The 20,023-nt window shown below is 68.1% G+C and carries 23 protein-coding genes; 8 read left to right on the forward strand and 15 right to left on the reverse strand.

The window, feature by feature from the left end:
• Positions 1 to 3 precede the first annotated feature (3 nt).
• On the reverse strand, positions 4 to 255 hold the full coding sequence (locus ACWIEX_RS04450; RefSeq protein ID WP_454031916.1) for a hypothetical protein: 252 nt from the start codon (positions 253 to 255) through the stop codon (positions 4 to 6).
• A gap of 64 nt (positions 256 to 319) precedes the next feature.
• Positions 320 to 1,063: a sulfite exporter TauE/SafE family protein gene (locus ACWIEX_RS04455; protein ID WP_454031917.1), complete on the reverse strand. Its 744-nt coding sequence runs from the start codon at positions 1,061 to 1,063 to the stop codon at positions 320 to 322.
• Positions 1,064 to 1,168: 105 nt separating this feature from the next.
• Between ACWIEX_RS04455 and ACWIEX_RS04460 the strand changes: the two genes are divergently transcribed.
• Complete coding sequence (locus tag ACWIEX_RS04460; protein WP_454031918.1) at positions 1,169 to 1,915, forward strand: ArsR/SmtB family transcription factor; 747 nt, start codon at positions 1,169 to 1,171, stop codon at positions 1,913 to 1,915.
• On the opposite strand, the gene ACWIEX_RS04465 is transcribed toward ACWIEX_RS04460, so the two are convergent.
• The 3 genes from ACWIEX_RS04465 to purD form a co-directional block, all read right to left on the reverse strand.
• A complete protein-coding gene (locus tag ACWIEX_RS04465) occupies positions 1,875 to 2,738 on the reverse strand; it encodes a patatin-like phospholipase family protein (protein WP_454031919.1) in 864 nt (287 codons plus the stop codon). The two genes, ACWIEX_RS04460 and ACWIEX_RS04465, sit on opposite strands and share 41 nt — an antisense overlap.
• A gap of 125 nt (positions 2,739 to 2,863) precedes the next feature.
• Positions 2,864 to 3,778 carry an alpha/beta fold hydrolase gene (locus ACWIEX_RS04470; RefSeq protein WP_454031920.1) on the reverse strand — a complete coding sequence of 305 codons (915 nt, stop codon included), beginning with the start codon at positions 3,776 to 3,778 and terminating at the stop codon, positions 2,864 to 2,866.
• 33 nt (positions 3,779 to 3,811) lie between these two features.
• The gene (gene purD, locus ACWIEX_RS04475; RefSeq protein ID WP_454031921.1) at positions 3,812 to 5,089 is read right to left on the reverse strand and encodes a phosphoribosylamine--glycine ligase; all 1,278 of its coding nucleotides are present in this window, start codon (positions 5,087 to 5,089) and stop codon (positions 3,812 to 3,814) included.
• Positions 5,090 to 5,180: 91 nt separating this feature from the next.
• Here purD and xseA point away from each other — a divergent pair, with 91 nt between their 5' ends.
• Positions 5,181 to 6,776: an exodeoxyribonuclease VII large subunit gene (gene xseA, locus ACWIEX_RS04480; RefSeq protein WP_454031922.1), complete on the forward strand. Its 1,596-nt coding sequence runs from the start codon at positions 5,181 to 5,183 to the stop codon at positions 6,774 to 6,776.
• Between the two features lie 156 nt (positions 6,777 to 6,932).
• Here xseA and ACWIEX_RS04485 read toward each other — a convergent pair whose 3' ends face one another.
• The gene (locus tag ACWIEX_RS04485; protein WP_454031923.1) at positions 6,933 to 7,745 is read right to left on the reverse strand and encodes a dienelactone hydrolase family protein; all 813 of its coding nucleotides are present in this window, start codon (positions 7,743 to 7,745) and stop codon (positions 6,933 to 6,935) included.
• A 110-nt stretch (positions 7,746 to 7,855) separates the two neighbouring features.
• Between ACWIEX_RS04485 and ACWIEX_RS04490 the strand changes: the two genes are divergently transcribed.
• Positions 7,856 to 8,077, forward strand: a complete 222-nt coding sequence (locus ACWIEX_RS04490) for a DUF2093 domain-containing protein (protein WP_061964934.1) — start codon at positions 7,856 to 7,858, stop codon at positions 8,075 to 8,077.
• Positions 8,078 to 8,090: 13 nt separating this feature from the next.
• Here the strand turns inward: ACWIEX_RS04490 and lpxK are convergent, their stop codons facing one another.
• The 5 genes from lpxK to ACWIEX_RS04515 all read right to left on the reverse strand — a co-directional run bounded on the left by lpxK (position 8,091) and on the right by ACWIEX_RS04515 (position 12,338).
• Positions 8,091 to 9,098, reverse strand: coding sequence for a tetraacyldisaccharide 4'-kinase (lpxK, locus tag ACWIEX_RS04495; protein ID WP_454031924.1), 1,008 nt, complete (start codon positions 9,096 to 9,098; stop codon positions 8,091 to 8,093).
• Positions 9,098 to 10,402, reverse strand: coding sequence for a 3-deoxy-D-manno-octulosonic acid transferase (locus tag ACWIEX_RS04500; RefSeq protein ID WP_454031925.1), 1,305 nt, complete (start codon positions 10,400 to 10,402; stop codon positions 9,098 to 9,100). Before ACWIEX_RS04500 ends, lpxK begins: the two co-directional genes overlap by 1 nt.
• On the reverse strand, positions 10,399 to 11,136 hold the full coding sequence (locus tag ACWIEX_RS04505; RefSeq protein WP_061964929.1) for a lysophospholipid acyltransferase family protein: 738 nt from the start codon (positions 11,134 to 11,136) through the stop codon (positions 10,399 to 10,401). The genes ACWIEX_RS04500 and ACWIEX_RS04505 overlap by 4 nt, the downstream gene beginning before the upstream one ends.
• A gap of 42 nt (positions 11,137 to 11,178) precedes the next feature.
• Positions 11,179 to 11,421, reverse strand: coding sequence for a DUF4170 domain-containing protein (locus ACWIEX_RS04510; RefSeq protein WP_454031926.1), 243 nt, complete (start codon positions 11,419 to 11,421; stop codon positions 11,179 to 11,181).
• A gap of 89 nt (positions 11,422 to 11,510) precedes the next feature.
• Positions 11,511 to 12,338 carry a 3'(2'),5'-bisphosphate nucleotidase CysQ gene (locus tag ACWIEX_RS04515; RefSeq protein ID WP_454031927.1) on the reverse strand — a complete coding sequence of 276 codons (828 nt, stop codon included), beginning with the start codon at positions 12,336 to 12,338 and terminating at the stop codon, positions 11,511 to 11,513.
• A gap of 249 nt (positions 12,339 to 12,587) precedes the next feature.
• Between ACWIEX_RS04515 and ACWIEX_RS04520 the strand changes: the two genes are divergently transcribed.
• A complete protein-coding gene (locus tag ACWIEX_RS04520; RefSeq protein WP_454031928.1) occupies positions 12,588 to 13,109 on the forward strand; it encodes a DUF6101 family protein in 522 nt (173 codons plus the stop codon).
• A 213-nt stretch (positions 13,110 to 13,322) separates the two neighbouring features.
• Here the strand turns inward: ACWIEX_RS04520 and ubiA are convergent, their stop codons facing one another.
• On the reverse strand, positions 13,323 to 14,297 hold the full coding sequence (gene ubiA / locus ACWIEX_RS04525; protein ID WP_454031929.1) for a 4-hydroxybenzoate octaprenyltransferase: 975 nt from the start codon (positions 14,295 to 14,297) through the stop codon (positions 13,323 to 13,325).
• Between the two features lie 45 nt (positions 14,298 to 14,342).
• The gene (locus ACWIEX_RS04530; protein ID WP_454031930.1) at positions 14,343 to 15,017 is read right to left on the reverse strand and encodes a hypothetical protein; all 675 of its coding nucleotides are present in this window, start codon (positions 15,015 to 15,017) and stop codon (positions 14,343 to 14,345) included.
• Between ACWIEX_RS04530 and ACWIEX_RS04535 the strand changes: the two genes are divergently transcribed.
• From ACWIEX_RS04535 to ACWIEX_RS04545, 3 genes are all read left to right on the forward strand, one after another.
• Positions 15,016 to 15,762: a 16S rRNA (uracil(1498)-N(3))-methyltransferase gene (locus tag ACWIEX_RS04535; protein ID WP_454033459.1), complete on the forward strand. Its 747-nt coding sequence runs from the start codon at positions 15,016 to 15,018 to the stop codon at positions 15,760 to 15,762. The two genes, ACWIEX_RS04530 and ACWIEX_RS04535, sit on opposite strands and share 2 nt — an antisense overlap.
• A 166-nt stretch (positions 15,763 to 15,928) precedes the next feature.
• Positions 15,929 to 17,308, forward strand: coding sequence for a glutamate--cysteine ligase (locus ACWIEX_RS04540; RefSeq protein ID WP_454031931.1), 1,380 nt, complete (start codon positions 15,929 to 15,931; stop codon positions 17,306 to 17,308).
• A 96-nt stretch (positions 17,309 to 17,404) separates the two neighbouring features.
• The gene (locus ACWIEX_RS04545; RefSeq protein ID WP_061964912.1) at positions 17,405 to 17,584 is read left to right on the forward strand and encodes a Flp family type IVb pilin; all 180 of its coding nucleotides are present in this window, start codon (positions 17,405 to 17,407) and stop codon (positions 17,582 to 17,584) included.
• Positions 17,585 to 17,588: 4 nt separating this feature from the next.
• Here ACWIEX_RS04545 and ACWIEX_RS04550 read toward each other — a convergent pair whose 3' ends face one another.
• On the reverse strand, positions 17,589 to 18,470 hold the full coding sequence (locus tag ACWIEX_RS04550; protein WP_061964910.1) for a LysR substrate-binding domain-containing protein: 882 nt from the start codon (positions 18,468 to 18,470) through the stop codon (positions 17,589 to 17,591).
• A 186-nt stretch (positions 18,471 to 18,656) separates the two neighbouring features.
• Here ACWIEX_RS04550 and ACWIEX_RS04555 point away from each other — a divergent pair, with 186 nt between their 5' ends.
• Positions 18,657 to 19,010: a DUF1127 domain-containing protein gene (locus ACWIEX_RS04555; RefSeq protein WP_454031932.1), complete on the forward strand. Its 354-nt coding sequence runs from the start codon at positions 18,657 to 18,659 to the stop codon at positions 19,008 to 19,010.
• A gap of 86 nt (positions 19,011 to 19,096) precedes the next feature.
• Here ACWIEX_RS04555 and ACWIEX_RS04560 read toward each other — a convergent pair whose 3' ends face one another.
• Positions 19,097 to 19,996: a DUF937 domain-containing protein gene (locus ACWIEX_RS04560; RefSeq protein ID WP_454031933.1), complete on the reverse strand. Its 900-nt coding sequence runs from the start codon at positions 19,994 to 19,996 to the stop codon at positions 19,097 to 19,099.
• Positions 19,997 to 20,023: the final 27 nt, after the last annotated feature.

Genomic DNA, 20,023 nt, shown 5'->3' on the forward strand with positions numbered 1-20,023 from the left:
CGCTCAGGTATCCGACGAGGCGATGCCGAATTTCGACGCGAGCTGCGCGCGGTCCATGCAGGAGACGTCATAGGTCACCTGCCGGCCCTTGAATTCCGGGCGCTTGCCGAATTCCCGGGTCATCGTGCGGGCGACGTCGTCGATCCGCGCCTCGCAGGCCTGCGCCGTGGTGAAGCCCATTTCGCTGATGCGGCTGGTGGCGCAATGCGCCTCGCCGGCGACGCAGGCCATGACGACCATGGTGAAGGCATCCATGCGAGCCGCTCCCGTTGCTGGCGGTCGAGGCTGCGCCCGTATGGTTAGCACCCGGTTAAGGCCGTCAGCCGAGGCTGCGCCAGCAGAGATAGGCACCGAGCGCCAGCAGGCCGGCGAAGAAGCAGATCTTGAAGGTCGCCGGCGAGATGCGGCTGCGGATGAACTGGCCGCCGCCCATGCCGATCAGGGCAGGGACGAGCGCGAGCAGGGATTGCCAGGCGACGGTGCCGTTGAGGGCTCCCACCCCGATCAGGCCGAAGGACAGTGCCAGCGTCGAGACGATGAAGGAGATGCCCAGTGCCTGCACGAGCTCGTCCTTGTCGAAGCCGAGCGCCTGCAGATAGGGAACAGCCGGCAGCACGAAGACGCCGGTCGCGGCCGTGACGACGCCGGTGGTGAAGCCGATGACAGGGCCGAGCCAGCCTTCCCAGCGCACCGGCACGCGCAGCTTCGCCGCCTTCAGGCCGACCAGTGCATAGAGGATGAGCGCCGCGCCCAGCCAGAGCGTGGCTGAGCCGTCTTTCTGCTGTTGTAAAAGCCCGGCGCCGGCCCAGGTGCCCAGGCAGATGGTCGCGAGCATCGGCCAGAGCCGGCGCAAGGTCGAAGGCAGCTTCGGGCCGGTCGCGATCTGCCAGCCATTGGTGACGAGATTGGGCACGACCAATAGTGCGGCGGCCTGCGCCGGAGCCATGACCACGCCGAGGATGCCAACCGCGATGGTCGGCAGTCCCAGCCCGATAACGCCCTTGACGAAGCCGGCGAACACGAAGGTCGCGGTGACGAAGATGATGAGAGTCGTGTTGTCCATGCCCTGCTTGTGGCATTGCCGCGGGCGGCTGTCGCGGCCCGATGCTACGGCCGGCGCCGTAGCGTTCCCGCTTGCGGCGACGGCGGGATGGCGCATCATGTAACCATGAGCACCCACGGTCCCTATCTCGCGGAGATCGCCCATCTGATGGGCGATCCGGCCCGCGCCAACATGCTGCACGCGCTGATGGACGGCCGCGCGCTGACCGCCAAGGAACTCGCCTGGATCGCCGGTGTCGCGCCGCAGACGGCGAGCGGTCATCTCGCCAAGCTGATGCAGGGCGGCTTGATCGACGTCGCGGCGCAAGGGCGCCATCGCTATTACCGGCTTGCCGGGCCAGAGGTGGCGACGGCGCTGGAAGGTCTGATGGTGCTCGCCAATCTCGACGGCACCAGCCGGCGCCTGCCCTCACGCGTCGGCGCCGACCTGAGTCAGGCCCGCACCTGCTACGACCATTTCGCCGGAAGGCTCGGCATAGGCATCCATGATGCGCTGATGGCTGGCAGTCATCTCGCGGCGAGCGAGGGCGGCTATGCGCTGACCGCTTCGGGCAAGGCGATCTTCACGGCGCTGGGCCTCGATCCCGATGCCAGCTCCAGGAGCCGCCGCGCCGCCCTGCGCCCTTGCCTGGATTGGAGCGAGCGTAGGCCCCATCTCGCCGGCCATCTCGCGGCTTCGCTTGCGTGCCGCTGCTTCGAGATGGATTGGGTGCGTCGCCGCAAGGACAGCCGCGCGGTGATCCTGACCGAGGAGGGGCGTGGGGTACTGGAAGCCGCGCTTCCCGGCTTCCGCTGCGATGCGCCGGAGCCGGCTAGTCCCGTGCTTCGAGAGCCCGTTCCAGCGCTCGCTTGACCTCGTCCTTGATCGGCTCGGCCGCGGCAAGGATCGCCTTGGCCTTGAAGAAGTCGAGCCCGCCGATGCCGTCCGCGCCGGCCCGGATCAGGATGTCCGGTGGCTCCTGGTCGACCATGCGTTGCACTAGCGTGCGGGTCAGAATCTGCGAGGCGCCGACGAGCGCTTCCATCGCGCCGGGAATGCGCGCTTCGCCGGGCTCGGTCATGGGCGCGCTGACATCGACCGCGACGACGACACGTCCGGGCGCGAGCAACTCCCGATAGGGCAGGGGATCGATCGCGCCGCCATCGATCAGCACGCGCCCGCCGAGCGCGACCGGCCGTACCAGTCCGGGAATGGCGAGCGAGGCCGCGACGGCAGGGGTCAATGGCCCGTCATGCAGCATGACTGCGGTGTGCCGGTGATAGTCCGCAGCCATCGCGGCGAATGGGATCGCCAGTTCCTCGAAACGATCGGGTACGGCTTCCGGCCAGAACAGATCGAGCAGTCTTTCGCCATCGATCAGGACGGGATTGCCGAGGCCACGCACGAGATCGGCGAGCTTGCCGACGCGGCAATCGAGCAGGCGCGCGATCACCCGTGCCCGGTCGCGGAAGGTCCCGAGCACATGCTCGCGCAACTCCCGGCCGGAGAGCCCGGCGGCGAAGGCTGCGCCGATGATGGCGCCGATCGAGCAGCCGGAGATGCGGGCGGGCCTGAGGCCGAGCTCGTCGAAGGCTTCCAGAACCGCGATATGGCTGAGGCCCCGCGCTCCGCCGGCCCCGAGCACGAGGGCGATCTCGAGCGTGCCTGCCGAACGATGTTTCGGCTTCCTCGTCATTGCGAGGAGCGAAGCGACGAAGCAATCCAGGGAGACTGGGTAGGGCGCCTCACCCCGTCCCCCTGGATTGCTTCGCTGCGCTCGCAATGACGGCGCTTTTGAAGATGCCGGGCGGCCGGCATGGCTCAGGCCACAGCCCGTGCGAGAAACGGCTTCAAAGCCGCAAGTGTCGCCTGCGGATTCTCCTCCGGCAGGAAATGCCCGCTGTCGATCGCCTGACCCTCGGCCTGCGGCGCGAAGGTCTCGCGCCAGACGTCGAGCGGGCTTGCACCCTTGGCCGGGATGCCGGCTTCGCCCCAGAGCGCGAGTGTTGGACAGAGGATGCGCTTGGCCGCGGCGAGATCGGCCTTGTCGTGCTCGATATCGGTGGTGGCGCCGGCGCGGTAATCCTCGCAGGCCGCGTGGGTCCGCGACGGGTCGCTGAAGGATTCCGCGTAGGACTGCATCGCCAGCGGATCGAACAGGTCGAGATTCTTCGCCCGGCTCCAGCTCGCGATGGTGCGGTCGAGCCAGCCGACCGGATCGGCCTTGAGCAGGTTTTCCGGGATCGGCTCGGGCTGGGCCAGGAAGGTCCAGTGATAGACCTGCATGGCGCGCGCCGCGTTCATGCCTTCCCACATCGAGGCGGTCGGCAGGATATCGAGCAGGACGAGTCGCTCGACGCGGCCGGGATGGTCGAGCGCGAGGCGATAGGCGACCCGCGCCCCGCGATCATGGCCGATCACGCCGAAGCGGATATGGCCGAGCGCCTGCATCACCGCGACGATATCCTCGCCCATGCCGCGCTTCGTATAGGTCTCCCGGCCACCATCGCCATGCGGGGCAGCCGACCAGCCATAGCCGCGCAGGTCGGGGCAGACGACGGTGTGCGTCTTGGCCAGCTCCGGCGCCAATCGGTGCCATTCGGCATGGGTCTGCGGAAAGCCGTGGATCAGCACCAGTGGCGGGCCCTCGCCGCCGACACGCGCGAAGATCTTGCCGACCGGCCCGTCGATCCAGTGCGCCTTGAAGCCGGGGAAGAGACTGTCGATGTTCGCCATGCCTGAGAGCATAGCCCCGGCCGCGGCGTCCTGTCAGCCTTGCTCGCGTTTGACCGCCTGCCAGCCGATGTCGCGGCGGCAGAAGCCGCCGGGCCAGTCGATCTTGTCGACCGCCTCGTAGGCGCGGTCCTGCGCTTCGCCGACGCTCCTGCCGAGCGCGACGACATTGAGCACGCGCCCGCCATTGGCGACGAGATCGCCGTTCGAGAGCTTCGTGCCGGCATGGAAGACGAGAACCTCATCCAGCGCCTCCGCCTTCTCGACATCGCGGATGACGCTGCCGGTTTCCGGCTTGGCCGGATAGCCCTTGGCCGCGAGCACGACGGTCAGCGCCGCCTCGTCGCGCCAGCGCAGGTCGACCCGGTCGAGCACGCCGTCGCAGGCGGCGAGCAGCGCCGGCACGATGTCGCTCTTGAGGCGCGGCATCAGCACCTCGCATTCGGGGTCGCCGAAGCGGGTGTTGTACTCGATCAGCTTCGGCCCTTGCTCAGTGATCATCAGCCCGGCGAAGAGCACGCCCTGGAACGGCGTGCCGCGCTTGGCCATGCCGGCCAATGTCGGCCGGATGATCTCGGCCATGACGCGCTCGGTCAGCGCGGGCGTCATCACCGGGGCCGGCGAATAGGCGCCCATGCCGCCGGTATTCGGGCCGGTATCGCCGTCGCCGACGCGCTTGTGATCCTGCGCCGAGGCGAGAGCCAGCGCATGCTTGCCGTCGCAGAGCGCGAAGAAGCTCGCTTCCTCACCGATCATCCATTCCTCGACCACGACCTCGGCCCCGGCCATGCCGAAGCTGCCCGAGAACATCATGTCGATGGCCTCGTTCGCCTCGTCCAGCGTCTGCGCCATGATCACGCCCTTGCCGGCGGCGAGCCCGTCGGCCTTGATCACGATCGGTGCGCCCTGGGCCGCGACATAGGCCTTGGCGGAAGCGGCATCGCCGAAGCGACCGAAGCCGGCGGTCGGAATGTCGAATTCGGCGCAGAGCTCCTTGGTGAAGCCCTTCGAGCCTTCGAGCTGGGCGGCGGCCTTGGAAGGTCCGAAGACCTTGATGCCGGCCGCCCTGAGATCGTCGGCGATGCCCGCGACCAGGGGGCCTTCGGGGCCGACGACGACGAGGCCGACCCCCTGCAACCGGCAGAACGCCACGACGGCGGCGTGATCGGCGATATCGATCACGACATTCTCGCCGCAATGGGCAGTGCCGGGATTGCCCGGCGCGATGAACAGCGTGTCGCAGAGCGGCGAGGCCGAAATTGCCCAGGCGAGCGCATGCTCGCGGCCGCCCGAACCGATCAGAAGAATTTTCATGGCGCTCTCCGCTCCGTCACGGGCGCAATAGCGGCAGCGCGCGCCATGGGCAACGCTTCTGCTGTCTCTTTCATCCCGCTATGGTCCGGCCATGACCAGCGAATCGCAGCAGACGACCGGCAATGCGCCCGAATGGAGCGTCTCGGACCTCTCCGGTGCGCTGAAGCGCACGATCGAGGACAATTTCGGTTTCGTGCGCGTGCGCGGCGAGATCTCCGGCTATCGCGGCCCGGTCGCCTCCGGCCATGTCTATTTCTCGCTGAAGGACACCAACGCCAAGATCGATGCGGTGATCTGGAAGGGCGTCTTCGGCCGCCTGAAGACGCGCCCGCAGGAGGGGCTGGAGGTTATCGCCACCGGCAAGATCACCACCTTCGCCGGCAAGTCGAGCTACCAGATCGTCATCGATTCGCTGGAGCTGGCCGGGGCCGGCGCACTGATGGCGCTGCTGGAGGAGCGCCGCAGGCGGCTCGCGGCCGAGGGGCTCTTTGCCGAGGAACGCAAGCAGCTCATCCCCTATCTGCCCTCCGTCATCGGCGTCGTGACCTCGCCGACCGGCGCGGTCATCCGCGACATCCTGCACCGGCTGCAGGATCGCTTTCCGCGCCATGTCCTGGTCTGGCCGGTGAGGGTGCAGGGCGAGACCAGCGCCGCCGAGGTCGCCAACGCCATTGCCGGCTTCAATGCGCTGCCGGCAGGCGGCCGCATCCCCCGGCCGGACGTCATCATCGTCGCGCGCGGCGGTGGCTCGCTCGAAGACCTGATGAGTTTCAATGAGGAGATCGTGGTCCGCGCTGCCGCGGATTCGGCGATTCCATTGGTCTCCGCCGTCGGCCACGAGACCGACTGGACGCTGATCGACCACGCCGCAGACCTGCGCGCACCGACGCCGACGGGCGCGGCCGAGAAGGTCGTGCCGGTCCGAGCGGAGTTGATGGGCTTCGTCGCCGATCTCGCGCGCCGCCATTCAGGCGCGATGCTGCGCCTGTCCGATCGTCGCCGCAGCGATCTCAGGGCGCTCGCCCGCGCCTTGCCGGGGCCGGAGGCCGTCCTCTCTGCGCCGCGTCAGCGGCTCGACCTCGCCGCGACGCGGCTGGCGCCGGCGCTTGCCAGGAACGCGCGCACGCATGAGCAGCAATTGCAGGCCCTGTCTCGCCGGCTGGAGGCGCGCTCGCCCCGCGTCGCCCTCGCCCGGCTGCGCGCCGAACTTGCTGGTTTTGGGCGTGTTCTGGCCGCCGCGAGAGGCAATGCCATCACCGGCGAGCGTATCCGGGTGACGAACGCCCGTGATCGTCTCGCAACGCTGGAGACGCGAGCCCGCAACGCCTTCGGCCAGAGCCTGGTCCAGCGCGGCGAACGCGCGGCGGTACTCGCACAGCGGGCCGAGCGCGCCTTTGGCCAGGCGCTGCACCGTCGCACAGATCGGCTTTCCTCGCTCTGGACGCTGATCCGCTCGCTCGGGCCGGAAGCGGTGCTGTCCCGCGGCTATGCCCTGATCCGCGACGAGGCCGGGGCGCTGGTCCGCAGCGTCGAGGCAGCCCAGCCGGGCAGGGCGCTTTCGGTCCAACTGGCCGATGGCAGCTTCGGCGTCACCGTTTCGGGCGGTGAGGCCGGAGGAGCAAAGCCGTCGGCGCCGCGCCCGGTTCGCAAGGGACCGGCATCGGGAACGCAGGGCGATCTGTTCTAGAACCTGTTGATTGTCAGCGGAAACACGCCGTCATCCCGGGTTTGACCCGGGATCCATTCCGGAGCGCTTCCGATCGAGGTTCAGGCATGGATCCCGGATCTCCGCTTCGCTGCGTCCGGGATGGCACGCGTTTTCGTGAAAAGCGCCCGTTCTACTTCAAGGCGCGCTCAGGAAGGCCTTGACCCGTTTCAGCGCATCCTCGCGCGCCGCCATGTTGGTGCCGACCGTGACCTTGCCGGTGCTGCTGGCGGAATAGGCGATGTTCTCGCGCTCCTTCACCTCGAGGCGCGGATGGTCGAAATCATGCAGGGCGCCGGGATAAAGCACGAGGCCGACCTGCTCGCCGCGCGCTTGTGCGGCCTTGGCGAGATGCCCGCAGGGTGCGGCCGGCGTCCAGTCGTCGGCATCGCCCATCAGGATCAGCAGCGGGATGCGGGCGGAGAAGCTCGGCGATTCCGACTGGCTCCGGCAGCTCGGATAGAAGGCGGCGGCGCGCTTGAAATCCGGTTTGCCGTCGGCCGGAGCCCGCTCCTTGCGGATCGCTGTCAGCACGGTCAGGCCGCCGCTCGACCAGCCGAGCAGGGCAATCGAATCGGGTTTGATATTGCCGCGCTGCTGCAGCCAGATCCGGGCGGCCATCGCATCGGCCACGCGCTCGCGCCCGGCCCTGACCGTCAGGTCCTTCACGCCGCATTGCGAGCCGAGCCCGCGCGAGCCGAAGCTGTCCGGCATCAGCACGGCGAAGCCCATGCCGGCCAGCCGCTCGCCCCAATCGGCATGCCGCATCGAGAGTTGGCCTTGCGCGCGCCACAAGCCGCCGCAACCATGCAGGGCGATCACTGCCGGGAAAGGCCCCTGGCCGGCCGGCAGATAGAGGATGCCGGTCAGCGTTCCCTGGTCGGCCGGAATCGCGACGCGCTCATAGCCACCGGCACGGGCGGCCGGAGCTGCGAGCAGCGCAAGGCTCATCAGGCACGCCGCGAGGCGCTGGAGACTGGACATCGCCGACCAGAAGGTTATCACAAACCCCGGAGTATCCTGGCTTTCCGCTTCCCGATCAATGATTTGATGCAATTTTGATGAATATCAGCGAGCGCCTTCCGCCTCATGGCCCCGAAGCCGTGGTCGACTACGGTCCAGGGGAGTTCCGCGTCGTCAAGCCCGGCGCCTTCGTGCGCTGCGCCGTGACGGGCGCGCCGATCCGCCTCGACGATCTCCGCTACTGGTCTATCGAATGGCAGGAAGCCTATGCTTCGTCCGAGGCCGCGTTGCTCAGGCTGCGCCGCGCCGGCCGGGCCTGACCAAGGCCGACATTCAGCGCGCTTTGCCGAGGGGGGCAAGCAGGCCGGCAATGTCGGCGGGCTCTTCGAAAATCAGCGAGACCGGCACCACGATCAGGGCCTGATGCCTGTCCGCGGGCCAGAGCGGGGCGAGCTTGGTCCAGTCCTTCTCCGTCGTCGCGATCAGGGCTGAGTGCTCCTGCGCCGCTGCGATCGCTGCCACAATATCGGCCTGCCCATAAGCGTGATGGTCGCCATGGGCTTGCTCTACCGCCACGCTGGCCCCCGCATCCCGCAGCGTCGCCGCGAATTTCTCAGGCCTGCCGATCCCTGACAGGGCGACGACCTTCTGTCCGCGCAACCGCGCGACGGCGCCGCCCGCTGGCGTGAGCGCGGCGTGGAGAACCGGCTTCTGCTGGGCCCGCGCAATCGTCGCGACCCGCTCCCCGGCATCGCCCGGGCCGATCACGATGACGGCGTCCGTCTCGCTCAACTGCTCGGCGAGCGGCGCGCGCAGGGGGCCGGCCGGGAGGCAAAGCCCGTTTCCGATGCCGCTCGATCCATCGACCACCGCCAGCTTGAGATGCTTCACCAGCGCCGGATTCTGCAGCCCGTCATCCATCACGACGACGCTGGCGCCGAGCCCTCGCGCCAGCCTCGCGCCGGCCAGCCGGTCGCGGGCGATGACGGTGCGGGCATGGCGGGCCATCAAGATCGGCTCGTCGCCGACATCCACCGCGCGATGCCGGTCGGGATCGATCTCGACAGGCCCGGCGAGCCGGCCGCCATAGCCACGCATCAGCACGAAGGGCTTTTCGCCCCGCTCGTCCAGCAGGCGGGCGATGGTGATCGCGGTCGGCGTCTTGCCGGCGCCGCCGGCGATGAAATTGCCGACGCAGATCACCGGCAGGCCGGCTTCGGTTCCGGGCTGGCGCATCCGCTGCAAGGTAATCCGGCCGTAGAGGAAGCCGAACGGCTGGAGCAGCCGGGCGAGCAGCGTGGGTTTCTCCCGCCACCAGAAGCGCGGGGCGCGCCGCAGCATCAGGGCGCGCTCTCGCGCTGGCCGATCGCGACCCGCATCAGCAGCGGTTCGATCGCGTGCAGGGTGCGGTTGAGCGCGCCGCCGAGTTCGGTCGCGGTCTGCGCGGCGGCACGGGCCGCCTGCCGGGCCTCGGCCGGGTTGTTCAGCCAGCGATGCACCGCACCAGCCAGCGCCTGCGCATCGGCGGCCTCGCGCGAGCCGCCGTCGCGGTCGAAGGCAGCGAAGATCTCGGCGTTGTTGTGGACATAGGGCCCGTGCAGCAGGGCACAGCCGAGCTTGGCGGGCTCGATCGGGTTATGCCCGCCGATGCCCTCGACCAGCGAGCCGCCGAGGAAGGCGACCTGCGAGAGCCGGTAGAACAGCCCGAGCTCGTTGACGGTGTCGGCGACATAGAGGTCGATGGTCCGTTCCGGGCTTCCCCCGGTCGCCCGGCGCGAGACGGCGACTTCATTCGCCTCTGCCAGTGCCTCGATCTCCGGGCCGCGCTGGGGATGGCGCGGCGCGATGATGGTGAGCAGCTTCGGCAGGTAAGGCTTGATCGCGAGATGGGCGGCAAGCACCAGCTCGTCCTCGCCGGGATGCGTGCTGGCGGCGATCCAGACCGGGCGGCCCGTCGTCTGGCCGTCGAGGATGGCGAGCGTATCGGGGTCGGCTGGCGGCGCCGGCACGTCGAATTTCAGGTTGCCGGCGACACTGACGCGCGGCGCTCCGAGCTGGGCCAGCCGCTCGGCATCGCCCTGCGACTGCGCCAGGCAGGCCTCGAAGCAGGAGAGCAGGAAGCGCGAGGTCTTCGGCATCTTGTACCAGCGGGCGAAGGAACGCTCCGACATCCGGCCATTGACCATCACCACGGGCATGGCGCGGCGCTGCGCTTCGATCAGCAGGTTCGGCCAGATCTCGGATTCGCAGATCAGGCAGAGATCCGGGCGCCAGTGTTCCATGAAGCGGCGCATGTAGCGGGGCACGTCGAGCGGGATGTATTGATGGATCACGCCGCCGGGCAGCCGCGCCGCCATCAGCTTGGCGGATGTCACGGTGCCCGAGGTCACCAGCACGGCGAAGCCGCGCTTCTGCAATTTGGCGATCAGGGGCAGCAGGGTCACGGTCTCGCCGACGCTGGCGCCATGCAGCCAGACCAAAGGCTTGTTCGGCCGCTTGACGCTCGCGTGGCCGCGCCGTTCCGCGTGCCGCGCAGGGTCTTCCTTGCCGCGGCGCCGGCGCCAGAGCAGGAGCCCCGCCGCCGCCGGCTCCAGCAGCGCCGTCGCGTAGCGATAGGTCCTGAGGATCGCGCCCTTGCCGCTCATGCCGGCGCCCCGGCGGCCAATTGCTTTTCGCGCAGGCCGGCGCCCGGATCACGGCTGCCGACGATCGCATAACCGCGGGCATGGACATCGTCGAGGCTGGCCTGGACGGCGAGGCGTGCGGCTTCCTGCGTGGCCTCGTCGGCATCGCGCGCGACCAGGATCGGCTCGCCGACGACGATAGCACAGCGCCCGAAGGGCAGGCCGATCGAGGCGCGGTCCCAGCTGTTGAAATCGATGCGCCGGCTGGTCACCACGGCGACGGCCCGGATCGGCCGGCCGGAGGCGCGTGCCAAGGCGATGATGCCGGGGCCGACGATGCGGGCGCGCTTCGGCACGTCGGCCGTCAGCACCATGGTGTCGCCCGCGGCGAGGCGCCTGACCATGGCGAGGAAGGCGGCGGCGCCGCCCTTCTCGCGAATCTTCTTGCCGAGCGCGCCGGAACCGCGGATCGCGCCGATGCCGAGCTCGCGCAGCGCCACCGCATTGAAGCCGCCGTCGCCATGGCGCGAGACCAGCGAGCAGGCCGGCATCCAATCCGGCCGGGCGAAGGGGATCATGAGGTGCTGGCCGTGCCACATCGCGAAGATGAGCGGCAAATCCGGCCGGACATGGTCGTAGATATCGGCGGGTTCGAAGACGATCCGGTTGGTGCGCTGGACGAGGCGCAGGTAGCCGGCCAACAGGCGGCCGAGCGTTTCCTGCGCCACGCGCGTCTTGAGGATCGAAAAACCCATAGGTTCTGTCGTCAGGTCCTGTCGCTCAGAGCCTGTCCCGGCTCAGTTCTTGGCGGTCTCGGGGTCGAGCAGCCGGTGGAGATGGACGATGAAATAGCGCGTCTGCGCCTGGTCGACGGTCTGTTGCGCCTTGGCCTTCCAGGCCGTGTGGGCGCTGGCATAATTCGGGAAGACGCCGACGATGTCGAGCTTGGCCAGGTCCTTGAAAGTGATGCCTTCGAGCGAGGCGAGCTCGCCGCCGAGGACGAGGTGAAGGAGTTGCTTCTGTTCCGGTTCCGCGCTCATCGAACTCTCCTGCAAGGGCCGTGGCGCCCCCATAAGCCATCCCGGTCGTCCATGCGAGCGGACCGCGCCGGAAGCGTTGAAAAAAATCGTCAGGCCGGCTGCGTCCGTCCGTCGCGCAGGCGCTCGATCGCGGTCTGCAGGGGCGAGGCGAGCTTGCCGTTGCTCGCAACGAGCATGCCATGGACAGGAATCTCGCGGTTATAGATGACGGGCCCGGCCTCGCCATCGGTCAGCCGCCCACCAGCCTCGCTCAGCACGAGATCGGCCGCCGCCAGATCCCAATCGCGGGCATCGGGGGAGATCAGCCCGGCATCGATCGTGCCATCGGCGATGCGCGTCAGGCGCAGCGCCAGCGATGGAATCCGGGCAACGGCCTGGAAGCTTTCGAACTGGGCAAGCGCATCGAGCATCGGCTTGGGGCCGGCGATGCGCGCGCCGGTCAGGCTTTGCGCGGATGAGGCGCGAATGGTTTCGCCGTTGAGCGTCGCGCCGCCGCCGGCGAGCGCACGATAGGTCGCCTGGCAGGCCGGCGCATGGACGATGCCGAGGATCGGCGCACCCTGGTCGAGAAGTGCGACGCAGACGGCCCAGTCCGGCGAGCCCTGCATGAAAGCGCGCGTGCCGTCGATCGGATCGACGACCCAGACATAGCGGTGCGAGAGCCGTTGGGCGTCGTCGACCGTCTCCTCGGAGAGCCATGCCGCTTCCGGCAGCAATTCCGAAAGTCGGATGCGCAGGAAAGTGTCGACGCCGATATCGGCTTCGGTGACGGGCGAGCCGCCGCTTTTCGCCCAGGTCCGCGCCGCGGTTGCCGCGCCGGGCCGGAACAGGTCGAGGGCGATCGTGCCGGCTTCCAGGCAGCTTTCGCCGACGGCCTTCAGCAGCTCGGCCGCGATCGGTAGCGTGGTTGCGTTCATGGCATTCCTATCGGCCGCGATAGTCGCTGTTTCAAGCCGAAAATGCGGCCAAGGATCGAAAGATTCCGTCAAGCATCCGGCAGGAAACCCCCGGTTTGGGGGCGGATCAGGGCGAAAACACCTTCCTTTAACCCAACCCCTTAAGCGCTCGGACACGGCTGGCGGCCATCCTCGCAGGGCAAGCACGAGAGCCCCGGCATCGACAGAGGGCTCCGTTGCAGCAGGGATTAAAGAGAGGCGTTATAACCGATGGCCAGCGTCACGCCGGCCGCCGGAGAGAGCGGTTTTGTGCCCGTTTTCTCCGGCGGCCCGACCACCACAGCGATCGTTTCCCGCAACCCGATGCCGGACCGTCCGGTCGCTCCGGCGATCGAGCGCATCGGTTCCGTGCGGATCCTGCGCGGCAGCGCCAACTGGCGCGGCGTCGCGCTGCGCCTGGCCAATCCGGCCGGTGACGACGAGCGTTTCGAACTGGCCCTGACCGCCGGCGACGGGCGTTCCATCGTGGTCGCTTCGGCCGATCAGGAGGATGCGGTCGCGCTCTGGCGTGATTTCGGCCGGACCAGCGGCTTGCCGCTGCTGCTCGAAGCCGCCGATGGCGTGGTCAGCGAGCCTTATCCGCAGCTCGGCCGCGTGGCGCTTGGCGCGGTGCGTATCCGCCGCCGCCACGGCCTGCTCAACGGTCGCCGCCCGCGTTTCCTCACGCGCCGCAAGACCGGCCGCCTCGCTGAATTGCCGGTGATCGTCAACGGCGACCGGATGACGGACTAGGTTCAGCCAAAAATTGAAACGCCGGCTTTGAACTCCGCGGTTGTCATTCCGGGGCACGCCGCAGGGGTGAAGCCGGAACCCACGACCGGGTGAGAGATTCGATGCCCATTTGCTCGCCGCTTGCTTGATCGTGGGTTCCGGGTTCTTCGCTACGCGAAGCCCCGGAATGACAAAGGTCGTGCGACTGGAAGCGATCCGGCCGGTTTCGCAAGCTTAACTTAGGAACCAGCCCCGGCTCATCGCATCGAGCGCGAGCCCGGCTGCCAGCAGCAGCCCGGCATCGCGGTTCGACCGGAATATCCTGAGGGCTTCGGGCGCGCTCGCACCGTTGATGCGCGTCACCTGCCGGCCGAGGTGAATAACGAAAGCAGCGAAGCCGAGCCAGGCGACGGGGCCGCCGCCGACCAGCCAGATCGCGATGCCCGTGAGCAGAGCCGCCAGCGCGAAGCACAGCGCCACCGCCTCGCGCGTGTGATCGCCGAAATAGCGCGCGCTCGACCGGATGCCGGCGATGACGTCATCCTCGAGATCCTGCATCGCGTAGATCGTGTCGTAGCCGACGGTCCAGGCGATCGAGGCCGCGTAGATCAGGTAGGCCGGCGCATCGAGCCGGCCGAAGACGGCGCTCCACCCCATCAGCCCGCCCCACGAGAAGGCGAGGCCGAGCACGAACTGCGGCATGTTCGTGATCCGCTTCATGAACGGATAGATCGCAACGATCGCCAGCGAGGCGATGCCGAGGATGATCGTAAAGCGGTTGAACTGCAGGAGCACGACGAGGCCGCCGAGCGCCTGCGCGATCATGAACAGCGCGGCGGCCTTCGCCGTCACCTGTCCTGACGGGAGCGGGCGCCCGCGGGTACGCGCCACCTCGGCGTCGAGCTTGCGGTCGATGATGTCGTTGAAGGTGCAGCCAGCCCCGCGCATCAGCACGGCGCCGACGAAGAAGAGCAGGCAGTGCCAGGGATTGGGATAGGGCTGGCCGGCGGCGATGGCGGCAAGTCCCGCCGCCCACCAGCAGGGCATCAGCAGCAGCCACCAGCCGATCGGCCGCTCGATGCGGGCGAGCTTCAGGAACGGTCGGGTGGCGAGAGGCGCCCGCGTATCGACCCAATGCCCGGTCAGCGCATCGGGCAGGGGCGCGTCGGGCGGGAGCGCGTGGGGAAGGCGCGCGTCACGCGCGGGCATGGTTCCGAGGGGAGCCGGGTCGGGCATGGCGCCGAGGGGCGCCGGTCAGAGCGCGCCCTGCGGCACGCGCATCCCGCCGCCGGCGCCGCTGGTGACGGAATCGGCGCCGCCGAAGGGGTTGGCGCTCTGCGCCTGCTGTTGGGCGCGGCGCTGCATCGCGGCCTGCTGCTTCACGGCGTTGCAGGCCTGCGCGCGGAAGCCGGAAACCTTCTTGTTGTCGGTCTGCATGCCTTCGATGAAGGATGCCGGAATCTGGCACCAGTCCTGGTTGGCTGTGGCGAACTTGATTGCGGCGTCGCCGTTGTTGGCGAGGCGGCCGAAGGCGCTGCAGGCTTCCTGCGGCGTCATCTTCTTTTTGGCCTTCTGGGAGGCCGAGAGCTTGGCGACGATCGACTGGCGCTCGCCGAGCAGCTTCTGGATCTGTTCGCAGCCGGAGACCTGCGCGCTTGCGGGAGCAGCCGACAGCAACGGAGCCACGGCAACGCCGAGCACCGCGATAACGCCTGAAGCCATCCAACGCCGCATGGTGTCCTTACTCCGGATTGCCGGCCCGCCCGGCCGATCGTTAAATACGTCCTTAACAGCAGGCGCTGTTAACGCCAACGACTCTTGCGAGTCTATGGTGGCCTTGTGGGAAGCGCTGCCTGTTACAAGCTGATTGTGGCGTTTTTTACGTCGCTCTCGATGAATCCACCGTTTCCCGGAGCCGCCCGTGCCCATGCCCGTTCCCGATTTCGCCCGGCACCGGCTTTTCATCGACAATTCCTTCGCACCGGCGGCGATTCTGCCGCTCGATCGCGAGCAGGCGAATTATCTCCTCAACGTCCTGCGATTGCGGGTCGATGGCTCGGTGCTCGTCTTCAACGGGCGTGACGGCGAATGGCTGGCGCGCCTCGTGCCGGAAGGGCGCAAGCAGGCGAGCCTCGAGCTGGTCAGACAGACGAGGCCGCAGCCGCCCGCCGCCGACCTGCATTACCTGTTCGCGCCGCTGAAGCATGCGCGCCTGGATTACATGGCGCAGAAGGCGGTCGAGATGGGAGCAGGCCTGCTCCAGCCCGTCCTGACCCGCCGCACCCAGGTTTCGCGGCTCAATCTCGATCGCCTGCGCGCCAACGCCGTCGAGGCGGCCGAGCAATGCGGTATCCTGAGCCTGCCCGGGATCGAACCGGAGCGTCCGCTCGACGCGGCGCTCTCAAGCCTGGCACCGGAGCGATTGCTGATCTTCTGCGACGAGGGCATGGCGCAGGCGAGCCCGGTGGCGGCGCTGGCGGCGCATGAACCCGCGCCGCTCGCCGTCCTGATCGGCCCCGAAGGCGGCTTCGACGAGGCCGAGCGGCAATTGATCCGGGCGCGGCCCAACACGCTGCCGATCTCGCTCGGCCCGCGCATCCTGAGGGCGGACACGGCCGCGGTGGCAGCGCTTGCGCTGGTGCAGGCTGTCCTCGGCGACTGGCCGCGAGCCTGATCGGGAGGGTGTCGAGACCTGCCGCCAGCGCCGGGCGCCTTTGCGCGAATGCACGGTTCCGGTCGTTGTCGAGCGCCCGGCGCTCGCTTATGTCTGTCCATCCTCTGCCGGCTTCGACCGCGCCTTCGGCGCGGGGCTGGCTGTTTGCCCATCTGCCGGAGCGCCCATGGCTCGCGACGTGTCCGATTCGACCCCGATCGGTTCCAAGGCCGAACTGATTGCGTGGATCGCCGCCGGCGAGAAACCGGATTCATCCTTCCGAATCGGCACCGAGCACGAGAAATTCCCGTTCTACCGCAGCGATCTCGCGCCTGTTCCCTATGAAGGCCGCGCCGGCGCAGGCGGCATCCGGGCTCTTCTGGAAGGCATGCAGCAGCGGCTCGGCTGGGAGCCGATCGTCGATGCCGGCCATATCATCGGGCTGGCTGGACCGGATGGCGGCGGGGCGATCTCGCTGGAGCCGGGCGGGCAGTTCGAATTGTCGGGCGCGCCGCTGGTGACGCTGCATGAGACGGAGGCCGAGCTTCAGGCTCATCTTGCCGACGTCAACGCCGTGGCCGCTCCGCACGATATCGGCTTCGCCGCCCTTGGCGCGTCCCCGCTCTGGACCCGTGCGCAGACGCCGGTGATGCCGAAGGGGCGCTACAAGATCATGGCGAACTACATGCCGAAGGTCGGCACGATGGGCCTCGACATGATGTTCCGGACCTGCACGGTGCAGGTCAATCTCGACTTCGGCAGCGAGGCGGACATGGTCCGCAAACTCCGGGTCTCGCTGGCCCTCCAGCCGCTTTCCACCGCTCTCTTCGCATCGTCGCCCTTCCTCGACGGCAAGCTCAACGGCTTCCAGTCGATGCGTTCCGAGATCTGGCGCGATACCGACAATGCCCGCTCGGGCATGCTCGCCTTCGCCTTCGACGAGGGCATGTCCTATGAGGGCTATGTCGACTGGGCGCTCGACGTGCCGATGTATTTCGTCAAGCGCGACGATACCTATCACGATGTCGCCGGTGCCTCCTTCCGTGACCTGCTGGCCGGCCGGCTGCCGCAGTTGCCGGGCGAAAAGGCGACCATGTCCGACTGGGCCAACCACCTCTCGACGCTGTTTCCCGAGGTCCGACTGAAGCGCTTTCTGGAGATGCGTGGTGCCGATGCCGGCCCGGCAGACATGCTGACCGCGATGCCGGCCTTCTGGGTCGGCCTGCTCTATGATGCGACCTCGCTCGATGCGGCCTGGGACCTCGTCAAGGGGTGGAGCGCGGAGGAACGGCAGGCTTTGCGCGATGCCGTCCCGCGCGAAGGGCTGGCTGCGAACATCGGCGGGCGCAAGCTCATCGAGATTGCCGCCGAGGTCGTGGAACTGTCGCGCGCCGGCCTGGCCCGGCGGGCGCTCAAGAATGCCGCCGGTCAGGACGAGACCCGCTTCCTTGCGCCGCTGCACGGGATTCTGGAGCGCCGCCGAAACCTGGCGCAGGCTCTGGAAGAGCGTTACCGCAATGCCTGGCACGGCAAGGTCGAGCCCGTGCTGACCGAGATGGCGCTCTGACGCCTGACCAGATTTTCCGCTCGAAAACTGCCGTTTCGAGTGGATTTTGTCTCGGAAATTAACGAGTTGGATGAAGGTCGCCGCTAACCTAGCGGCATGGGGCGGATCAAGGCCAGCTTTCTCGAGTTTGCTCGCGACGCGCGCGGCGCGACCGTGATCGAGTACGGCCTTATCGCGGGCCTCGTCTCGATCACGATCATCACGTCGGCCACCTTCTACGGGAACCAGATCAGCTCGTTCCTGCTGGCAGCGGCCGACGCGATCAAGGTGCCCTGAGACTCTACTCGGCCGCCGTCTTGAAGCTCGCCAGGTTGTCGAGGCTCTGGATGATGTGCTCGGCCAGCGCGTTCGACAGAACCGACGGGTCGAAGCGGGTCCGCAGCAGCCCGATCTTGCATGAGGGCAAGGTCGCGAAACCTTCGGACGGGCCGAGGATGCGCATGCCCGGCCTGACCGCACTCTCCGGCAAGACCGAGATCGCAAGTCCGGCCAGGACGGCGGCGCCGACCGCGGTGGAGTTCCAGCTCGCATAGAGCACGCGGAAGCGGCGCCCCTTCGATTCCAGCGCATCGACCGCAGCCTGGCGCCAGTTGCAGGTCGGCCGGCCCAGCGCCAGCGGCAGCGGATCCTCCTCATGCACGCTGTGGCGCGCCGAGGTGACCCAGAGCAGCGGCTCGATGCGGATGATCTCGCCCTGGCTGCGACTTTCGACATGGGTGATGATCGCGAGGTCGATATCGCCGGTCGCGATCCGCTCCGCCAGCATCGGCGTCGGTTCGCAGACCACCGTGACCTCGGCCCGCGGATTGGAATGGGCGAAGCGCGCCAGGATTTCCGGCAGGTAGCGGTCGGCATAATCGTCGGGAACCCCGAGGCGGATGCGGCCCTTCAGGTCGGCATCGGCGAAGGATGCGACGCATTCGAGATTGAGGCGCACGATCCGGCGGGCATAGTCGAGCAGCCGCTCGCCATCCTCGGTCAGTTTGGCATGGCGCCCGTCGCGGCCGAACAGGGGCCGTCCCACCCGCTCCTCCAGCCGCTTCATCTGCATCGAAACGGCCGATTGCGTCTTGAAGACGATCTCCGCGGCGCGGGTGAAGGAGCCGGTATCGGCGATGGCGACGAAGGTCTTGAGCTGATCGGCGTCGAGCACATGGGCCATTGGCGATCCCCGTCCACTGTCCATCAATATCAGTGTTGCGAGACATCATAACCATTCGTTTGGCTGATGACCAGAGCTTCGCTAGGGTCTGGGTGTTCTCCGAAGTTCCCTGTCAATGGCGCGTCCGGGCAGGGGGAGAAACTCAGATCAACGTTCCGCACCGCCAAGGAGGCTGTCATGCTGCTCATGACCATCACCGCGAAGTCGCTCTCGACCGTTTCGGCCGGCGTCACGCGTGTTGCCACCATCGGGTTTGCCGGGGCTGTTCAACTCGTGCGTGCGCTCGCCCATCGCCGTGAGGTGATGCGTCTGTCCGCTGAGCTCGACGAGCGTGGACTCAAGGATATCGGCCTCGTTCGATCGGATATCGATGGCGCGCTGGCGGCATCCTGGCTGGACGATCCGTCCGCCGTCCTGGCGGAGCGCTCGCGCACGTCGTCGGATCTCGCCGCCGCACGGCGCGAGCATGCCCTGCGCCATGCTGGTTCCACGCCGATGCTGGCGAAGAAGGCCGATATTGCGGTTGCACGCTGCGCCTGACCCCTTGGCGTCAGCGTCCCTGCGGGCGGGAGCTTCGTGCTTCCGCCCTTTTTTATGTCTTTAACGTGGGAAGAGCGGCATCCGTCTCAGCGACGGCCCTGTCCGCCGCCGAGCATGGCGTCGAGGATCGATTTCAGCGCGTTCTGGTGGTCGTCCTGAATCTGGCGACCATGCTCGAACATCTGGTTGAGCGCGTCGAGGCCGATCGATCCCGGTCCGGAAGCGGAAGATGATGGCGGGGCCTCATCGGGCTCGGGCTCGGGCTCTGGCGTTGGTGCGCGCCTGGGGGCGCTGCGGGGCGGGGGAGCGGGCGCAGGTTCGGGCTGGGGCGCTGCTGCGCCGCCGAACATGCCGCCGAGAATCTGGCCGAACGCGCCGCCGAACGGGTCGGATGGGGCGGCTTGCGGGTTGCTCTGCGGCTGGGCGCCGCCCTGGCCGAACATGCCCTTGAGGATCGCCTCGAACGGATTGCCCGGCATCTGCGGTTGCTGCGGCGCCGGCTGCATGCCGGGCATCTGGCCGCGCATCATCTCGGCGAATTGACCGAGGATGCCGCCCAGGCCTTCGTTGTTCGATGTCTTGGACAGGCCACCCATCAGCATCGCGGCGATGACCGGCAGCATCTGCTTGAGGATCGCCTGCGAGACGCCGCTGGTCGCGGCGGCCTGCGCCGCGATCGCCTGGCTGACCTCGCGCGAGCCGAAGAGCTGGCTCAGCACGTCGTTGCCGGCGTTCTGGGCGCCGGCCGGGATGCCGTAGCCGCCGGCCTCGAAGAAACGCGCATAGGGCGAAGCGGTCATCATCTGGGCGAGCGAGCCGAAGGCATAGGGGTCGCGCGTCTGTCGTTGCAGGCCCATCGAGAAGGCCGGTAGCAGGGCGTCGAGTGCGGCCTGCGTCTGCTGCAGGCTCAGGCCGTATTGCTGGGCGAGGTTCGGCAGCGCCTGGCCGCTCTGGGCCGATTGCATGATCTCGAACAGGTTCATCATGGACGCTTCTCCCCGGCCGGCCTTTGG

The organism is Allobosea sp. NPDC055353 (assembly GCF_053644975.1).

Coding starts and splice junctions, on each gene's coding strand:
- ACWIEX_RS04450 (WP_454031916.1), bottom strand. CDS start 255: ATGGATGCCTTCACCATGGTCGTCATGGCCTGCGTCGCCGGCGAGGCG.
- ACWIEX_RS04455 (WP_454031917.1), bottom strand. CDS start 1,063: ATGGACAACACGACTCTCATCATCTTCGTCACCGCGACCTTCGTGTTC.
- ACWIEX_RS04460 (WP_454031918.1), top strand. CDS start 1,169: ATGAGCACCCACGGTCCCTATCTCGCGGAGATCGCCCATCTGATGGGC.
- ACWIEX_RS04465 (WP_454031919.1), bottom strand. CDS start 2,738: ATGACGAGGAAGCCGAAACATCGTTCGGCAGGCACGCTCGAGATCGCC.
- ACWIEX_RS04470 (WP_454031920.1), bottom strand. CDS start 3,778: ATGGCGAACATCGACAGTCTCTTCCCCGGCTTCAAGGCGCACTGGATC.
- purD (WP_454031921.1), bottom strand. CDS start 5,089: ATGAAAATTCTTCTGATCGGTTCGGGCGGCCGCGAGCATGCGCTCGCC.
- xseA (WP_454031922.1), top strand. CDS start 5,181: ATGACCAGCGAATCGCAGCAGACGACCGGCAATGCGCCCGAATGGAGC.
- ACWIEX_RS04485 (WP_454031923.1), bottom strand. CDS start 7,745: ATGAGCCTTGCGCTGCTCGCAGCTCCGGCCGCCCGTGCCGGTGGCTAT.
- ACWIEX_RS04490 (WP_061964934.1), top strand. CDS start 7,856: ATGAATATCAGCGAGCGCCTTCCGCCTCATGGCCCCGAAGCCGTGGTC.
- lpxK (WP_454031924.1), bottom strand. CDS start 9,098: ATGCTGCGGCGCGCCCCGCGCTTCTGGTGGCGGGAGAAACCCACGCTG.
- ACWIEX_RS04500 (WP_454031925.1), bottom strand. CDS start 10,402: ATGAGCGGCAAGGGCGCGATCCTCAGGACCTATCGCTACGCGACGGCG.
- ACWIEX_RS04505 (WP_061964929.1), bottom strand. CDS start 11,136: ATGGGTTTTTCGATCCTCAAGACGCGCGTGGCGCAGGAAACGCTCGGC.
- ACWIEX_RS04510 (WP_454031926.1), bottom strand. CDS start 11,421: ATGAGCGCGGAACCGGAACAGAAGCAACTCCTTCACCTCGTCCTCGGC.
- ACWIEX_RS04515 (WP_454031927.1), bottom strand. CDS start 12,338: ATGAACGCAACCACGCTACCGATCGCGGCCGAGCTGCTGAAGGCCGTC.
- ACWIEX_RS04520 (WP_454031928.1), top strand. CDS start 12,588: ATGGCCAGCGTCACGCCGGCCGCCGGAGAGAGCGGTTTTGTGCCCGTT.
- ubiA (WP_454031929.1), bottom strand. CDS start 14,297: ATGCCCGCGCGTGACGCGCGCCTTCCCCACGCGCTCCCGCCCGACGCG.
- ACWIEX_RS04535 (WP_454033459.1), top strand. CDS start 15,016: ATGCCCGTTCCCGATTTCGCCCGGCACCGGCTTTTCATCGACAATTCC.
- ACWIEX_RS04530 (WP_454031930.1), bottom strand. CDS start 15,017: ATGGGCACGGGCGGCTCCGGGAAACGGTGGATTCATCGAGAGCGACGT.
- ACWIEX_RS04540 (WP_454031931.1), top strand. CDS start 15,929: ATGGCTCGCGACGTGTCCGATTCGACCCCGATCGGTTCCAAGGCCGAA.
- ACWIEX_RS04545 (WP_061964912.1), top strand. CDS start 17,405: ATGGGGCGGATCAAGGCCAGCTTTCTCGAGTTTGCTCGCGACGCGCGC.
- ACWIEX_RS04550 (WP_061964910.1), bottom strand. CDS start 18,470: ATGGCCCATGTGCTCGACGCCGATCAGCTCAAGACCTTCGTCGCCATC.
- ACWIEX_RS04555 (WP_454031932.1), top strand. CDS start 18,657: ATGACCATCACCGCGAAGTCGCTCTCGACCGTTTCGGCCGGCGTCACG.
- ACWIEX_RS04560 (WP_454031933.1), bottom strand. CDS start 19,996: ATGATGAACCTGTTCGAGATCATGCAATCGGCCCAGAGCGGCCAGGCG.